This window comes from Nocardia sp. NPDC056564 (assembly GCF_042793755.1).
Classification (GTDB): Bacteria; Actinomycetota; Actinomycetes; order Mycobacteriales; family Mycobacteriaceae; genus Nocardia.
This window is the reverse complement of record NZ_JBHTUR010000003.1, coordinates 238,110-253,251: the sequence shown is the minus strand read 5'-3', so window position 1 is coordinate 253,251 and position 15,142 is coordinate 238,110. Positions and strand designations below refer to the sequence as shown.

General features: G+C 67.1%; 11 protein-coding genes. 2 read left to right on the top strand and 9 right to left on the bottom strand.

Going from position 1 to position 15,142, the window contains the following annotated elements:
* Positions 1-10: 10 nt before the first annotated feature.
* The 9 genes from ACFQ9K_RS09025 to ACFQ9K_RS08985 form a co-directional block, all read right to left on the bottom strand.
* Positions 11-2,302: an ATP-binding cassette domain-containing protein gene (locus tag ACFQ9K_RS09025; RefSeq protein WP_378717651.1), complete on the bottom strand. Its 2,292-nt coding sequence runs from the start codon at positions 2,300-2,302 to the stop codon at positions 11-13.
* A gap of 44 nt (positions 2,303-2,346) precedes the next feature.
* Positions 2,347-4,203, bottom strand: coding sequence for an asparagine synthase (glutamine-hydrolyzing) (asnB, locus tag ACFQ9K_RS09020; protein WP_378717600.1), 1,857 nt, complete (start codon positions 4,201-4,203; stop codon positions 2,347-2,349).
* A gap of 26 nt (positions 4,204-4,229) precedes the next feature.
* Positions 4,230-5,711: an aldehyde dehydrogenase family protein gene (locus tag ACFQ9K_RS09015; RefSeq protein WP_378717601.1), complete on the bottom strand. Its 1,482-nt coding sequence runs from the start codon at positions 5,709-5,711 to the stop codon at positions 4,230-4,232.
* A gap of 18 nt (positions 5,712-5,729) precedes the next feature.
* Positions 5,730-6,785, bottom strand: coding sequence for a zinc-dependent alcohol dehydrogenase family protein (locus ACFQ9K_RS09010; RefSeq protein WP_378717603.1), 1,056 nt, complete (start codon positions 6,783-6,785; stop codon positions 5,730-5,732).
* Between the two features lie 11 nt (positions 6,786-6,796).
* Positions 6,797-7,990, bottom strand: coding sequence for a cytochrome P450 (locus tag ACFQ9K_RS09005; RefSeq protein WP_378717605.1), 1,194 nt, complete (start codon positions 7,988-7,990; stop codon positions 6,797-6,799).
* Positions 7,987-9,048 (bottom strand): methyltransferase domain-containing protein, encoded by a 1,062-nt coding sequence (locus ACFQ9K_RS09000; protein WP_378717607.1) that lies wholly within the window; start codon positions 9,046-9,048, stop codon positions 7,987-7,989. The genes ACFQ9K_RS09005 and ACFQ9K_RS09000 overlap by 4 nt, the downstream gene beginning before the upstream one ends.
* Positions 9,049-9,081: 33 nt before the next feature.
* Positions 9,082-10,881 (bottom strand): gamma-glutamyltransferase, encoded by a 1,800-nt coding sequence (locus ACFQ9K_RS08995; RefSeq protein ID WP_378717608.1) that lies wholly within the window; start codon positions 10,879-10,881, stop codon positions 9,082-9,084.
* A gap of 11 nt (positions 10,882-10,892) precedes the next feature.
* Positions 10,893-12,356 carry an FAD-binding protein gene (locus ACFQ9K_RS08990; RefSeq protein WP_378717610.1) on the bottom strand — a complete coding sequence of 488 codons (1,464 nt, stop codon included), beginning with the start codon at positions 12,354-12,356 and terminating at the stop codon, positions 10,893-10,895.
* Positions 12,357-12,514: 158 nt separating this feature from the next.
* Positions 12,515-12,994: a MarR family winged helix-turn-helix transcriptional regulator gene (locus tag ACFQ9K_RS08985; RefSeq protein ID WP_378717612.1), complete on the bottom strand. Its 480-nt coding sequence runs from the start codon at positions 12,992-12,994 to the stop codon at positions 12,515-12,517.
* 103 nt (positions 12,995-13,097) lie between these two features.
* Between ACFQ9K_RS08985 and ACFQ9K_RS08980 the strand changes: the two genes are divergently transcribed.
* Positions 13,098-13,850, top strand: coding sequence for a VOC family protein (locus ACFQ9K_RS08980; protein WP_378717613.1), 753 nt, complete (start codon positions 13,098-13,100; stop codon positions 13,848-13,850).
* Between the two features lie 8 nt (positions 13,851-13,858).
* Positions 13,859-15,037 (top strand): MFS transporter, encoded by a 1,179-nt coding sequence (locus ACFQ9K_RS08975; protein WP_378717614.1) that lies wholly within the window; start codon positions 13,859-13,861, stop codon positions 15,035-15,037.
* Positions 15,038-15,142 lie beyond the last annotated feature (105 nt).

Here is a 15,142-nt window from a genome sequence, read left to right as displayed (position 1 = left end):
CCGGACGAACTCAGCGATCGGCTCGTTCGAGATCGGCGCGCAGGTACTGCGCGGTCACGGACTTCTTGTCGGCGGTGAGCTGTTCCGGCGTGCCCTCGAACAGGATTCGGCCACCGTGACGTCCGGCGTCGGGTCCGAGATCGATCACCCAGTCCGCGTGTTTGACCACCTCCAGGTCGTGTTCGACCACGATGACCGTGTTCCCGTCGTCCACCAGCCGGTCGAACAGCACGAGCAGGCGGTCGACATCGGCCATGTGCAGGCCGGTGGTCGGCTCGTCGAAGACGAACACGGTGCCCGTATCTTGCAGCCGGAGCGCGAGTTTCAAACGTTGACGCTCACCACCCGACAGTGTGGACAACGGCTGCCCCAGCGTCAGATAGGCCAGGCCGACCTCGCCGAGCGTCGCGAGCTTCCCAATCACCTTCTCTTCGGTGAAGTAGGCCAGCCCCTCTTCGACGGTGAGTCCGAGCACCTCGGCAATGTTCTTGCCGCGCAACGTCTTCGCGAGCGCCTCCGGCCGATACCGGCTGCCCTCGCACACCTCGCAGGTCACCGTGACCGGATCCAGGTAGGCGAGGTCGGTCTCGATCACCCCGCGCCCCTTGCACGCCGGGCAGGCACCGGCGGAGTTGAAGCTGAACAGCCCGGGATCGGCATCGTTCGCCTTCGCGAACAGCCCGCGCACCGTGTCCATGATGTCCACATAGGTCGCCGGCGTCGATCGAGAGGAGATGCCGATGCCCGACTGGTCCACCATCACCGCGTCCGGATGCTGGGCCGCGAAAGCCCCTGAGATGAGCGAACTTTTACCGGAACCCGCCACCCCGGTCACCGCGGTGAGCACGCCGGTCGGAATGCGCACGGACACATCGTGCAGGTTGTTCACCGTCGCCTTGCGGATGTCCAGCGCGCCGGTCGATTCGCGCACCTTCTCCTTCAGGCCGGTGTGCTCACGCAGCCGCCGCCCGGTGAGCGTGTTCGCCTTCCGCAACTGCCGGTACGTCCCTTGGAACACGATCTCGCCGCCGTGCGCACCGGCTTCGGGCCCGATGTCGACGATTCGATCGGCGACCGCCATGACGTCGGGATTGTGTTCCACGACCAGGACTGTGTTGCCGTTGTCCCGCAGCTGGGCGAGAAGTTCGTTGAGCCGGTGCACATCTCGCGGATGCAGCCCCACGCTCGGCTCGTCGAAGATGAAGGTGAGGTCGCTCAGGCTGCTGCCGAGATGCCGGACCGTCTTCAGTCGCTGTCCTTCACCACCCGACAGTGTGGACGTCTCGCGACCGAGGCTGAGGTACCCGAGCCCGATCGACTCCAGCCGGGTCAGCGCCGTAACCGCCGCCTCGACAACGGGTTTGGCGACCCGGTCGTCGATGTGCCCCAACTCGGCGATCAGTTCGGTGACCTCCAGCGCCGCGTAGTCGGCGATGTTCTTCCCGTTGATCTTCGAGGCCAGCGCGGCTTTGTTGAGCCGTCCGCCGCCACACGCCGGACAGGTACTGACCGTCACGACCTGCTCGACGTCCCTGCGCTCCTTCTCCTTCAGCGCATCGAGCCCGTTCTTGAGGTAGCGCCGATTGAACTTGGTGACCACGCCTTCGTACTCGTTGGAGTGCGTGACATCCTTGCCGGGACGGCGGACCTTGAACCCCTCGCCGTACAGCAGCTTGTCCCATTCCTCCGCCGTGAACTTCGCCAGCGGCTTGTCCGGATCGAACAGGCCGGATTCGGCGTAGATGGTCCACGGGTAACCACCGACCGCGTACAGCGGCGACGTGATCGCTCCCTCGTTCAGCGACTTGTTCTTGTCGAGGAGCAGATCGAGATCGAGGCGCGCGGTGCGGCCGAGTCCCTCGCATTCGGGGCACATGCCCTGTGGAACGTTGAACGAGTAGCTGCTCGACTCGCCGGCGCTGGGCTTGCCGTGCCGCGAGAACAGCACGCGCAGAATGGGATTGATCTCGGTCATGGTGCCGACGGTCGAGCGGGAACTGCCGCCGATCTGCCGCTGATCGACCACGATGGCCGTCGACAGATGCGACATACGCTCGGCATGCGGTCGCTCGTACTTCGGCAGCCGATTACGAATGAACCAGGGAAAGGTCTCGTTGAGCTGTCGCTGCGACTCGATGGCGATCGTGCCGAACACCAGCGACGACTTACCGGAACCGGATACGCCCGTGAAGACGGTCAGCCGCCCCTTGGGGATCTCCAGCGACACGTTCTTCAGGTTGTTCTCGCGGACGCCTTGCAGCGTAATACTGTCGTTCGCTTGCCGACCGACTCGATCCGACATATCCACTCCCCTCAGCGTGACCAGAACTAGTTTCCAAAAGGAAATTATACCAAGACGCGCACGTCGTAGGCGTCGATCCATTCGGCGAGGCGAATGGGTGTCTCGTTGTACAGCCCGCGTTCCTGCATCGATGACGCGCCGGCCACCGGTGCGTTCAGGTGCCGATCGATCGCGTCGAGATCGAACAGCGGCAATGCCGGCGAACTGGGCTCCGCGACAATCTTTCCGAGAATGTGCTTGATCGCCCGGTCATACCCGGAATCCTGGGTGGACGGATAGGGCGCTTTGCGGCGTTTCACAATCGATTCCGGGAGCAGATCCGCGGTCGCCGCGCGCAACAGGCTCTTCTCCCGTCCGTCGAAGGTCTTGATCGACCACGGCACGTTGAACACATACTCGACCAGTCGATGATCGCAGAACGGAACTCGGACCTCGATGCCGCCGGCCATACTCAAGCGGTCCTTGCGATCCAGCATCACCGGCAGCCACCGGGTCAAATTCAGATAGCTCGCGCTCCGCATTCGCCGGTCGTGCCCGGCTTCCCCGGCCAGGTGCGGAACCTCCCGCAGCGCCGTCCGGTACTGATCGGCGATGTATTCCGGAAGGTTCAGTGCCGCCGTCAGATCCGGATTCAGGAACGCAGTCGACTGCTCGGTGATCGACCGCTCGCCGAGCGCGTGCCACGGAAACGTATCGGCCCGCACGGCTTTCTCGTCATGGAACCACAGGTAGCCGCCGAAGACCTCATCCGCGGATTCGCCGGAAAGCGCGACCGTCGATTGCTCCCGCACTGCACGGAACAGCAGATAGAGCGACGGCCCGAGATCGCCGTCCCCGAACGGCAGATCCCACGCCCGCGACACCGCGGACCGGATGCTCGGCGAAACGAGATCCGCGTTGTTCAACAGGATGGTCTGGTGGTCGGTCCCGACGTGCCGCACCAATTCCTGCGCGAACGGCTGATCCGGCGCCTCCCGCAACGGCTCCGGCGCGAAGTTCTCCACCTGCCCTTCGAAATCCACGGAGAAGCTCCGGATGCGCTTGCCGCCGTCGAGCCTCCGCTGCGCGAGGGCCGTCAACCCACTGGAATCCAATCCGCCGGACAGCAGCGTGCACAGCGGAACATCGGCGACCAATTGCCGGGCAACGATGTCTTCCAACAACTCCCGGACCCGGCCGACGCTCGCGGGAATATCGTCGGTGTGCGGCCGCGACTCCAATTCCCAATACTTCTCCTCGGTCCGCCGCCCCTGGCGAACCCGGAGCACATGCCCGGGACGCACCTCATACATTCCGTGCAACGGTGTCTGCCCGGGAACCCGGACAAACGACAGCACATCGCGCAGCCCGTCGAGCGTGAGCACCGCCCGGCTCGCCGGGTGCGCGAGAATCGCCTTCGGCTCGGACCCGAACAGCACACCGTCGGCGGCCGGATAGTAGAACAACGGCTTGACGCCCAACCGATCCCGATACAGCAGCAATTCCTCGACGCGACTGTCCCAGATCGCGAAGGCGAACATTCCGTTGAGCCGCCGCACGAATTCGGTGCCCCACTCCAGGTAGGCCCGCAGAACGACCTCGGTGTCACTCCGAGTCGAGAAACGGTGGCCCTTGGTCGTGAGTTCGTCCCGGAGTTCGGTGAAGTTGTACACCTCGCCGCTGTAACTGATCGCCGCCAGCGGCGTCCCGTCGGGCAATGTTTCCGGCGTGACCATCGGCTGCCTGCCGCCCTCGAGGTCGATCACCGAAAGCCGCCGGTGTCCCAGGGCGCAATGCGGATGGAACCACATTCCCTCGGCATCGGGGCCGCGAAGTGCCATGGTGTCCACCATTTCCTGGAGAACCCGGCGCTCGGCAGTGAGATCACGATCGAAATCCACCCAACCGGCGATTCCGCACATCGTCCTGTCCTTTCGCTATCGTCGTCTCACGCGAGCGTCGCCCACACGGTCTTCGGTTCCAGATACGCGTCGAGCCCGGCCCGTCCCATTTCCCGGCCGACCCCGGACGCCTTCACCCCGCCGAACGGGGCCGCCGGATCACCGGGCGCCCAGGTGTTGAGGTAGACCGAGCCCGCACGCAGGCGCGCGGCGAGAGTGTGTGCGGTGCTGAGGTTTTGGGTCCACACGCCGGCCGCGAGACCGTACTCGGTGGCATCGGCAAGGCGCACGGCCTCCTCGATGTCGCCGAACGGCGACGCCACCAGCACCGGCCCGAAGATCTCCTCCCGGCAGATCCGCATCTCCGGCGTGACATCGGTGAAAAGCGTTGGCCGAATGAAGAACCCGCCAGCGGGGGAGGGGTCGGGAAGGTCTCCCGACCGCAACGTCGCACCGGCGGCCAGCCCGTCCTCGAGGTAGCCGCGCACGCGCCGATACTGCTCGGCCGATACCACCGGCCCGCATTCGGTCGCCGGATCCAGCGCGGGCCCGACCTGCGCGCGCTTCGCCCGCGCCGACAGCCCCTCGATCACCTCGTCGAACACGCTCTCGTGCACGAACAGCCGGGACGCGGCGTTGCAGGCCTGGCCGGCATTGACGAAGATCCCGGTGTAGCTCCCGGCGATCGCGGCGTCGAGGTCGGCATCCGGGAGAACGATGTTCGGACTCTTCCCGCCGAGCTCCAAGGTCACCCGCTTGAGCTGTGCTCCTGCCTTCGCGCCGATCTCCCGGCCTACCGGCGTGGACCCGGTGAACACGATCTTGTCCACGCCGGGGTGATCCACCAGTGCCGCACCGGTCTGTCCGTCTCCGGTCAGCACATTGACCGTGCCCGCCGGGAAGCCCGCCTCGTCGACCAGTTCGGCGAACCGTAACGCGGTCAACGGCGTCTGCTCCGCGGGCTTGAGCACCACCGTGCACCCGGCCGCCAGCGCCGCGCCGACCTTCCACGCCGTCATCAACAGCGAGAAGTTCCACGGAATGATCTGAGCGCACACCCCGACCGGCTCTTTCCTGGTGTAGCACAACGTATTCGGCACCGCGACGGGTATCGTCTCGCCCTCGATCCTGGCCGGCCAGCCACTGAAGTAGCGGAATTGCGCTGCCGCGGCCGGAACGTCGAGCGCGCGCGTCATGGTGATCGGCTTGCCCGCGTCGAGCGCCTCCAGCTCGGCCAGTTCCTCGCCGTTGTGCTCGATGAGGTCGGCCAGCCGCGCGATGAGCCGCCCGCGATCGGCGGCGGAGAGCCGGCTCCAAGGTCCGTCGAGCGCGGCACGGGCGGCGGTGACGGCGGCCGCGACGTCCTCCGCTCCCGCGTAAGCGATCTCCGCAAGGTGCCCGCCGGTGGACGGATCGACGGTACCGAAGGTCCGGCCGCTCGCCGCCGCGACGAACGCGCCGTCGATGTACAGCAGATGCGGCCGGGTCAGGAAGTTGCGGGCGGCGGCGCCCACGGGGCTGGTTTCCACGTGTCCTCCCGGTCCGCGTCAGAAGCGGTCGATGACGGTGATGCCGGTGGTGGTGAAATCGCTCATCGCGGACAGGACTTCCCCGGCCCGGTCGAGCGAAACCGTGCGCCGCACCAGCGTCTGCGGTGTGAGCCGGCCGGAGGTGACCAGCGAGAGCAACTCCGGATAGCTGGAATGCGGATTGCCGTGCGAGCCAACGACGGTCAGTTCGCCGATGGTGAGGAGATCCATCGGCAGCGCGATCTGCCCGGAATCCGCCGCGCTGGTCAGCCCGACCTGGATGTGCCTGCCGCGCTTACGCAGCGAGCGTAGGGAATTCACCACCGTCGCCGCGGTGCCGAGCGCATCGATCGAGACGTGCGCACCACCGCGGGTGGCTTCTCGAACGGCCGCGGGCACATCCTGCTCGACGCTCGCGTCGACCGTATGCACCGCCCCTTGCTCCTTGGCCAGCGCGAGCTTGCCCGCATCGATATCCACCGCGACAACGGAAGCGCCTGCGGCACTGGCGATCTGCACAGCGGCCAATCCGACCCCGCCGACCCCGTGTACGGCCACCCATTCGCCGGGGCGAACCTGTCCCTGCCCGGTGACCGCATGGAACGCCGTCATGAACCGGCAGCCGATCGCGCTGGCCGCCACCGGTGTCAGCTCGTCCGGCACCCGGACGCAGTTGACGTCGGCAGCGGCGATCCGGACGTACTCGGCATACCCGCCGTCACACCAGAACCCGAGCACCTGCATGTTGTCGCACACATTGGCGTGCCCCGACCGGCAGTAGGCGCACGTCCCGCAGGCCAGGTGGAAGGGGGTGGTGACCCGGTCGCCGACCCGCACGGTGCGCACCTCGCGGCCGACAGCCGTTACCGTGCCGACGATCTCGTGTCCCAGTGTGCGCGGCAGCGCGACCTGTCCGCCCATCCACCCCCAGTCGCCCATCCACGCGTGCCAGTCGCTCCGGCAGATGCCGGTGGCCAGGACCTCCAGCACGACGCCGTCGGGTTCCGGTGCGGGATCGGGAATTTCGCGTAGCTCGAGTGGGGCGCCGTATTCGACCACCTGTGCCGCTCGCATGGTCGCCCCTTTCAGCAGATGCGCATGGGGAGTGTTGCCAGTCCCCGGGTGATGTTGTTCGGTTCCCGGATGGGGTCACCGGTGAGTTCCAGCGTGGCCGCGCGTGCGGCGAGGGCGGCGAACAACGCGTTGGCCTCCATCGAGGCGAGAGTTCTTCCCGGACAGTTGTGTACGCCGAAGCCGAAGCCGACCGTGTCCGCCGGGTTTCGATCCGCCCGGAAGCTGTCCGGGTCGGGATAGTGGCGTTCGTCGCGGTTGGCCGCACCGTAGGAGACCAGGACCCGGGCGCCCTCGGGAATCGTGACGCCGTCGACCTCTCGGTCCTCGGTGGTGACGCGCGAAAAGTGCTGGATCGGTGTCTCCAGCCGGACGCCCTCCAGGAACGCGCCGGGGATCAGCTTCGGTTCCTGCCGAACGGCCGCCCATTGGTCCGGGTTCTCGGCCAGCAGCCACAGGGTGCTGGCCACGCCGGCGATGGTGGTGTCCAGCCCGGCACAGGCGTAGGCGCTCATGGTCATCAGGGCTTCGTTCTCGGTGATCTCGCCGCGATCGGCTGCCGCCCAGACGATGTGGCCGAAGCTGTCCGGCAGCAACTTGTCCGGCGTCGCGTCGGTGACGAGATACTGCATGAGCGCCTCGACGTCCGGAAAGGTCGACAGCTGACGCGCACCGGGCGGCCCGAAGTAGTTGAACGCGCCGAGCGCCCAGACCAGAATCTTGTCCCGCTGTTCGTCGCGCGGAAAGCCGATCAGGTCCATCACGATGTCCACCGGCAGCTTGGCCGCGAAATCGGTGACGCCGTCGAAGGTTTCGCGCCGGATCAGGTCGTCGACCAGTTCGTCGGCGAGCTGCTCGATATTGCCCGCGACCTTGCGTACGTACTTGGGCCGCAGGGCGTCGTCGAGCACCTTGCGCACGGCGCGATGCCGCGGCGGGTCCATCGACAGCAGCGAGCCGTCCGACAGTTCGTTGGCCGTCGGGTTCATCGCGATGCCCCGTGCGGAACTGAACCCCTCCCAGTCCACGAGCGCGGCGCGCACCTGGTCGTACCGGAACAGCCCGTAGAGATCATGTTCGGTCATCCGCACGACCGGGCCGAGGTCGCGCAGGGTCTGATAGCTGGGGACCGGATCGAGCAGGGCCTCGGTCGAGAACAGGTCCAGATCGGTCTCGACCGCGACGCCGGGGGTCGCTGTGGTGGTCACGGCCGGTCCTTTCCGGCCAGATCGTAGAAGCACAACCGCGGCCCGGCCTCCGGTCGCGTGTACATCCGGCGACAGGTCAGCTCGGACTTCTCGAACACGTCGAACCAGGCGGCCCGATCGCGCGGCAGTCCCTGACCGGTCAGCACATGGATGAGGAAGAAGTCGTCGTCGTTCTCCCTGCCGTCGTAACGGATTTCCGGCTCGCCGATCAGCAGGATCTTCAATGCGGGGAACGTCGCCGAGATCTCGTTCAACAGGTCGATGACGGCCTGCTCGCCGTGCCGGAAGTGCTCGTGCAACGCGCTCATCATGCACAGTCCGTCGGCCTCGAAACATTCCTTCGGCCAGGACTTGGGCGCGAACGCGTCCCCGACCACGAACTCGACCCGATCGGCGACACCTGACGTGCGGGCATGCTCGTTGGCCACCGCGACGGCGTCGGCGTCGATATCCAGGCCGATACCGGTCAGCGCGGGATCGCGCAGGCAGGCGTCGACCACCAATGACCCACCACCACAACCGATATCGAGAATCCGCTCGACGTTCCGGCCGCGCATGGCGGTCAGCAGGGTGGGCGTGTGGAAGGCGGAGAACAGGGTGTCGCAGTGCGCGCCCAGCTTGCCGCCGTCGCGAATCACGTCCTTGCCGTATACCGCCTTGCCTGTGAGCAGCTCGCCGGTCCGGCTGGTGACCATCCCGTACGCGTCGACGTAGACGCCGAGGCGGGCCAGCGAGACATCGGTGGTGAGGAACTCGCCGAGCCGGGTCAGGAAGAACTCCTCGCCCCGGGTCTCGAGAATGCCCCGATTGACCAGATACCGCAGAAAACCGGGTCCCATGTCGGGATCGATCCCGGCCAGCAGCCCGCCGGCGGGGCTGCGCGGCCCGGACTTCAGCCGCTCCAGCAGCGGGGTGTCGGCGATCGCCCGCACCGCGTGGCAGACATGCATCGCGCTGATCATTTCGGGCAGGTCGGAGAGGGTGAACGCCTGCCATTCCCGGCGCTGCCGCTCATCGGTGAGTTCGATGATTTCCGGACGATATTCGGTGGTCGTCATCGTTGTTCCTTTCGAAGATGGTGTCGCCCGGCGCTATTCGGCGACGGCGTAGGCGTGCCGCTTGCGCGGGCTCGCGGCAGCCCGGACGAACTCGTGGTCCTCGGTGAACCCGGTCGCGCAGACCCGGCCCAGCGAGTACGCGGGGACGAGTTCCACCTGGTGGCCGCGCTGTTCCAGCTGCTGGACGACCGCCGGATCGCAGGTCTGCTCCGCCACCAGGACACCGGGCCGGTGCGCGTGCGGCGTGAACGAGGCGGGCACCTGATCGGTGTGGAAGGCGGTGGTCTCGGTGGCGGCCTGGAAGTCGAGGCCGAAGTCGACGACGTTGAGGAAGAACTGCAACGTCCACTGGTCCTGCCGGTCGCCGCCCGGCGTGCCGAACGCGACATACGGACGGCCGTCGCGCAGCACCACCGTCGGGCTGAGCGTGGTCCGCGGCCGCTTGCCCGGTGCCAGCGAGTTCGGGTGGCCGGGGGCAAGATAGCCGCACTGGCCGCGGGTGCCGAGCGGGAAGCCGAGGCTCGCGATCGCCGGCGAACTCTTCAGCCAGCCGCCGCTGGGCGTCGCGGCGACCAGGTTGCCGTGCCGGTCGACCGCGGTGACGGTCACGGTGTCGCCCTTCGTCGCGGTCTCCTGCAAGATCGTCGGTAATCCGTTGCGCAGCTGCGACATCCACTCGGAGTCGGCCTCGGGGTAGTCCGGCACGGACCGCTCGGGAATGAACGAGGTCCGGCCGCCGGGCGCACCCGGCCGTAGGTCCAGCGCGGCCCGCGGGCCGACCAGGGTCCGCCGTTCCCGGCTGTACTCCTCGTCCAGCAGCGCGGCCAGCGGCACGTCGCTGAACGCCGGATCCCCGTACCACGCTTCACGATCGGCCATCGCGAGCTTCGTGCACTCGGTGACGGTGTGCATATAGTCGGCGCTGCCCGGGCCCATCGTCGCCAGATCGAATCCGTCCAGCAGCGCGATCTGCTGGAGGAACACCGGGCCCTGCGACCACGGTCCCGGCTTGAACACCTCATAAGCCCCGTAGGTGTAGCTCGGCGCGGTGTCGACGGTGGGCTGCCAGCCGGCCAGGTCGTCGGCGCTGAGCAGTCCGCGGTGCCGCCTGCCGGTGGAGTCCAGCATCGGGCCCGACCCGAGGAATTCCGAGATCTCCTCCGCCACAAAGCCTTTGTAGTAGGCATCGTGTGCGGCCTGGATCTGCGCCTCGCGATCGGCCGACGCGGACTCCGCCGCCTTGATCAGCCGCTGATAGGTGTTGGCGAGCGCCGGATTGCGGAACCGGCTGCCCGCCGCCGGCGCGACGCCGCCCCGCAGATACGTCTGGCCGGACCCGGTCCACTCCTCGCGGAACAGCGGCGCGAGCACCTGGATGGCCTGCGCGGTCTCGGGCAGCAGCGGAAAGCCGTTGTCCGCGTAGCCGATCGCCGGTTGCAGCACATCGGCCAGCGACATCGTGCCGAACTCCGCGAGCATCCGCATCCAGCCACCGAAGGCGCCGGGTACACAGGCCGGCAGCAGCCCCGATCCGGGGATACCGCTCAGCCCGAGCTCGGCGAAGGTATCGATGCCGACCGCCCGCGGCATCGGGCCCTGGCCGCAGATCTGGTGCACCTCATCGCTGTTCGCACGGTGCGCGACGACGGACAGGTCACCGCCGAGACCGTTGAAATGCGGTTCCACCACCTGGAGCACGAAGCCGGCGGCCACGGCGGCGTCGAAGGCGTTGCCGCCGTTGGCCAGAATGCGCATGCCTGCGGCGGAGGCGAGCCAGTGCGTACTGGATACCGCACCGGTGGTCCCGGTCAGTTCGGGCTTGGATGGAGGCATGGGGAAACTCCCTAGTCGTCTTGGAAGATCTTGAGACCCGGCGCGAGAATGGCGCCCGGGTCGTAGCGAGTCTTCGCCGCGCGCAACGCCGTCCACTTGTCGCCGTAATGCGCTCGCCAGTCCTGTGCGGTGAATCGCAGCGAGCCGATCGGATAGAGCACGGCACCGTACTGCGCCCGCGCATGGGCGAACATGTGATCGTTGCGGTCCAGCATTTCGTCGATGAACGCCGGATCGACGCCGGGCGTCTCGGCCACCGTGTTGATGTCGAGGACGAACACCCAGTCGGAGCCGTCCGCGTCGGGCACCGGCGGCAGCGGCCGGGTCAGGTGCGAGCGCCGCTGCGGATACAGCAGGCTGATCCCGAACGGCCCGATGTCCCGCGCGCTGAGCCGCGACTGCACCTCGCCGACGTACTCCTCGACCACGGCGCCGGACAGCCATACGTCGTACCACGGCTTGACCAGCCGGTCCCAGCCCACCTCGGCGCGCATGCCGTCGACCAGGGTGTCGATCTTGTACGCGTAATCCAGGTAGGTGGTGTCGTCGATCGACGCCTCGGTGGTCAGGCCCTCGGTCGCGACCGCGTCGTCCGGCGGCGTGGCCGGATCGTAAAGGGCTGTGGCATAGAGCCGATGGGTCGGCTCGGACTCCGGCGAATACAACTCCGCATAGACGTGGTCGATGGCCGGTCGCTCGATGAGCGTGCGCACATCGCGGAAGAACTTCGCGTTGTCGGTGTACTCCAGCACATAGGAGCGCGCGCGTTCGGCCGCGGGGACCAGGTCGAGCACCGCCTTGGTGATGACGCCGCACTGGCCGAGCCCGCCGAGCACCGCCTCGAACAGATCGGGCAGGTGTCGCGGCGAGCAACGCTCGATCGCGCCGGTTCCGGTGACGACCTCGAGTTCGCGCACGTGGTCGACGTGCAGCCCGGTGCGCAGCGCGCCGACGAGACCGCCGAGCCCGCCGACCGAGAGCGTGCCGCCCACGGTCAGCGAGGTGTAACCGGTGACGGCGGGCGGGGTCAGCTTCGGCGACTGCGCGTAGGCGGCGTCGATCAGGTCCTTCCACAGGATTCCGGCGTCGACCTCGGCGACATCCTTACCGATGGAATGAATGCGGTTGAGGTATTTGTTCTCGATCACCAGGTCGTCGGTGAGACCCTGGCCGAGCGTGGTGTGCGCCGCGCCCCTGGTCGACACGCTGACGTCGTGCGCGCGGCAGAAGCGGATCATCGCGGCGATGTCGGCCGCCGATCGCGGCCGCAGCACCGCCGCGGGCTTGTGATTGGTGATGTTGCCCAGGTCGGTGGCGACCGCGGCGCGCGACTCCTCGTCGACGAGCAGTTCACCCTCCAGCGCGGGCGCGGTAGCGAACGACAGCCCCGCGTGATCGCCGGTGATCCAGGTGCGTTCGAGCGGATCGAAACCGACTATCGCGGACTGCATGGTGCCGGCGCTGAATTCAGGCACGGCAAACTCCTTTCGACGCAATGGTTTCGGCCGATGACAAGCACGAAGGCGGCGGCCGATTTCCATTGCATCGAACATATCCGGGCGGCTATGCCCGGCACATCCAGAGAATCTTCAAGTTACTGTCAAATGCTCTTGAAGCGATATGACAGTGCAGGTTACGGCGAAATCGGTGCGGGCTGGCCGGCATTGTGGATCGCCTCGGCGACTTTGCCGCACAGTTCGGCGAAAATTGCTTGTTCGGCCGGGGTGAGCACGGACTCGGCGATCGCGGCGTTGTCCCGCCTGCATTCGGCTGCGCGGTCGAGGAATTCGCGGCCGGTCGAGGTCAGCGAGGTCGTCTGGGCGCGCCGGTCGGTGCCGAGCGTCGCCTGTTCCACCAGCTCCTGATCCTTCAGTACGCGCAGGGCTTTGGACATGGTCGGGCGCGAGACGCTCAGCGCGTCACTCAGCGCCGACGGCGTCATCGGCCCACGCAGGCGCAGCATTTCGAGGACGTCGTACTGCTGCCAGCTCACCCGCTCCGGGGTCGTCCTGGTGCGGCGCGCCACCAGCACGCAGGTCAGGTGGGCCAGCGCGTTCTCGATCCCGCCCTGCCAGTCGAGTACCTGGCTGTGCTCGTGCTCGTCGACAGACACTGGTCTCTCCTCACCCGGTCGCGGACTTGATTTCCCGTTGGAAACTAGTTTACGGTAATTATCGCTACACCAACTCGTACTCTGTCATACAGGAGGAGTGGTTATGAGCGCCTCGGGTACTCACCCGGCCACCGTGGGGTGGTTCGAAATCACCGCCACCGATCCGGACCTCGGCAAGCAGTTCTATCAGCGCGTATTCGACTGGCAATTCGCGTCGTCCGGCCCCGGCTGTTACACGATCACCGCGCCCGGAGCGGCGTCGAGCATGGGCGCATTGCGCCGCGGCAGCGCGGATGCGTTGTGGATCAGTGTCGTATGCGACGACATCGAAGCGACTGTTCCGCGGCTGGAAACGTTGGGCGCCAAAGTTTTCGAGGATCCCGCCCGGACCGCCGGGGGCGATCTGCGCGCGGTGATCATCGATGTGCAGGGGAACCAGATCGGGCTGTTCCAACCCGCTGCCGGCGAGCAGGTGCGGCCGGCCCCGGTGCCGAACGCGACGGCGTGGTTCGAAATCGGCACAACGGATTTCGAGGCCACCCGGACGTTCTACGCAAACGCGTTCGGCTGGACCTACGCGCGGGACGAGGCCGCCGAAGGGGCGGTCTACTACAGCGTGCACCCCGGCGGCGCGGCGGAGCCGATCGGCGGAACGATGGACGTGACCGCCCTGCCGAACCCGGCCGACTACGCGATACCGGGACTGCTCGTCACCGACGTCCCGGACCTGCTCGCGCGCGTCGAACAGGCAGGCGGACAACGCCTGATGGACCCGTTCTCCGATGCGACCGGCCTGATCATCGGACAGTTCACCGACCCGTCCGGCAACCGGTGGACCGCGTTCGCCCGGCCGTGAGGGGTGCCATGCCGTTCGCCGTATACGTGTTGGGCCTCGGCGTTTTCTGCCTCAACACCACAGAGATCATGGTCGCCGGGCTGATTCCCGGCATGTCGAGTGACCTCGGCGTCTCCATCGCCGCCATCGGCTACCTCGTCTCGATCTTCGCCTTCGGCATGGTCGTCGGCGGGCCGGTGCTGATCGTCGGCCTGTCGAAGGTGCCGCAGAAGCGGTCGCTGATCTGGCTGCTCGTGGTCTTCGTGACCGGGCAGACGATCGGCGCTCTGGCACAGGACTATTGGGTGCTGGTGATCGCCAGGGTGGTGACCGCGCTGGCCGCGTCGGCGTTCTTCGGTGTCGGCGCCGCGGTCTGTGTGCGGCTCGTGGGCGCCGAACGGCGCGGACGCGCCATGTCGGTGCTGTACGGCGGCATGATGGTCGCCCAGGTCGTCGGCCTGCCGCTGGCCACCTTCATCGAGCAGCATTTCGGCTGGCGGGCCAGCTTCTGGCTGGTCGACGCGCTGGCACTGGTGTGTATCGCCGCGGTCGTGGCACTGGTTCCGTCCGGCGGCGACACCCAGACCATGGACTTCCGTGCGGAGATCCCGGCCTTCCGCAACCTGCGGCTGTGGGGCGCGTACGCGACCAACGCCCTGGTCATCGGCTCCGTCGTGGCCGGATTCACCTATCTGTCACCGATTTTCACCGATGCCACGCAGTTCGCGCCGGCCACGGTGCCGCTGTTGTTCGCCGCCTACGGGATCGCCACCGTGGTGGGCAATGCCGTCGTCGGCCGGTTCGCCGACCGCTACACGCGGCCCGTCCTGTTCGCGGGATTGATCGCGTTGATGCTGGTGCTCGCGGGTTTCGCGCTGTGCGTCGAGGACAAGGCGCCGACCGTCGTCGCCACCGTGCTGCTCGGCTTGATCGGCCTGCCGCTCAACCCGGCCATGGCGGCCAGGGTGATGTCGGTGTCCAATGAGGGTGCGCTGGTCAACACCGTCAACGGGTCCGCCATCAACATCGGGGTGGTCATCGGCCCCTGGCTCGGCGGCCTCGGGATCAGCGCCGGGCTCGGCCTCACGGCGCCGCTCTGGATCGGCGCCGCCATGGCGCTCGGCGGACTGCTGACGCTGATACCTGATCTGCGGCAACGTAATCAGGTGCACGGCCGACCGGCCGTGGCGGCCGAGCGGAGTTCGTAAGCGCCGCCAATATGGTTGCGGCGTATTGTTTTTCCGCGGGGCACCGGCCGATCGGGCGGCGTGGCGGTATGCGCGCCGTCCACTCGGAGTCGAATCGTGTCGTGC

Coding starts and splice junctions, on each gene's coding strand:
- ACFQ9K_RS09010 (WP_378717603.1), bottom strand. CDS start 6,785: ATGCGAGCGGCACAGGTGGTCGAATACGGCGCCCCACTCGAGCTACGC.
- ACFQ9K_RS08975 (WP_378717614.1), top strand. CDS start 13,859: ATGCCGTTCGCCGTATACGTGTTGGGCCTCGGCGTTTTCTGCCTCAAC.
- ACFQ9K_RS08980 (WP_378717613.1), top strand. CDS start 13,098: ATGAGCGCCTCGGGTACTCACCCGGCCACCGTGGGGTGGTTCGAAATC.
- asnB (WP_378717600.1), bottom strand. CDS start 4,203: ATGTGCGGAATCGCCGGTTGGGTGGATTTCGATCGTGATCTCACTGCC.
- ACFQ9K_RS09025 (WP_378717651.1), bottom strand. CDS start 2,302: ATGTCGGATCGAGTCGGTCGGCAAGCGAACGACAGTATTACGCTGCAA.
- ACFQ9K_RS09000 (WP_378717607.1), bottom strand. CDS start 9,048: ATGACGACCACCGAATATCGTCCGGAAATCATCGAACTCACCGATGAG.
- ACFQ9K_RS08995 (WP_378717608.1), bottom strand. CDS start 10,881: ATGCCTCCATCCAAGCCCGAACTGACCGGGACCACCGGTGCGGTATCC.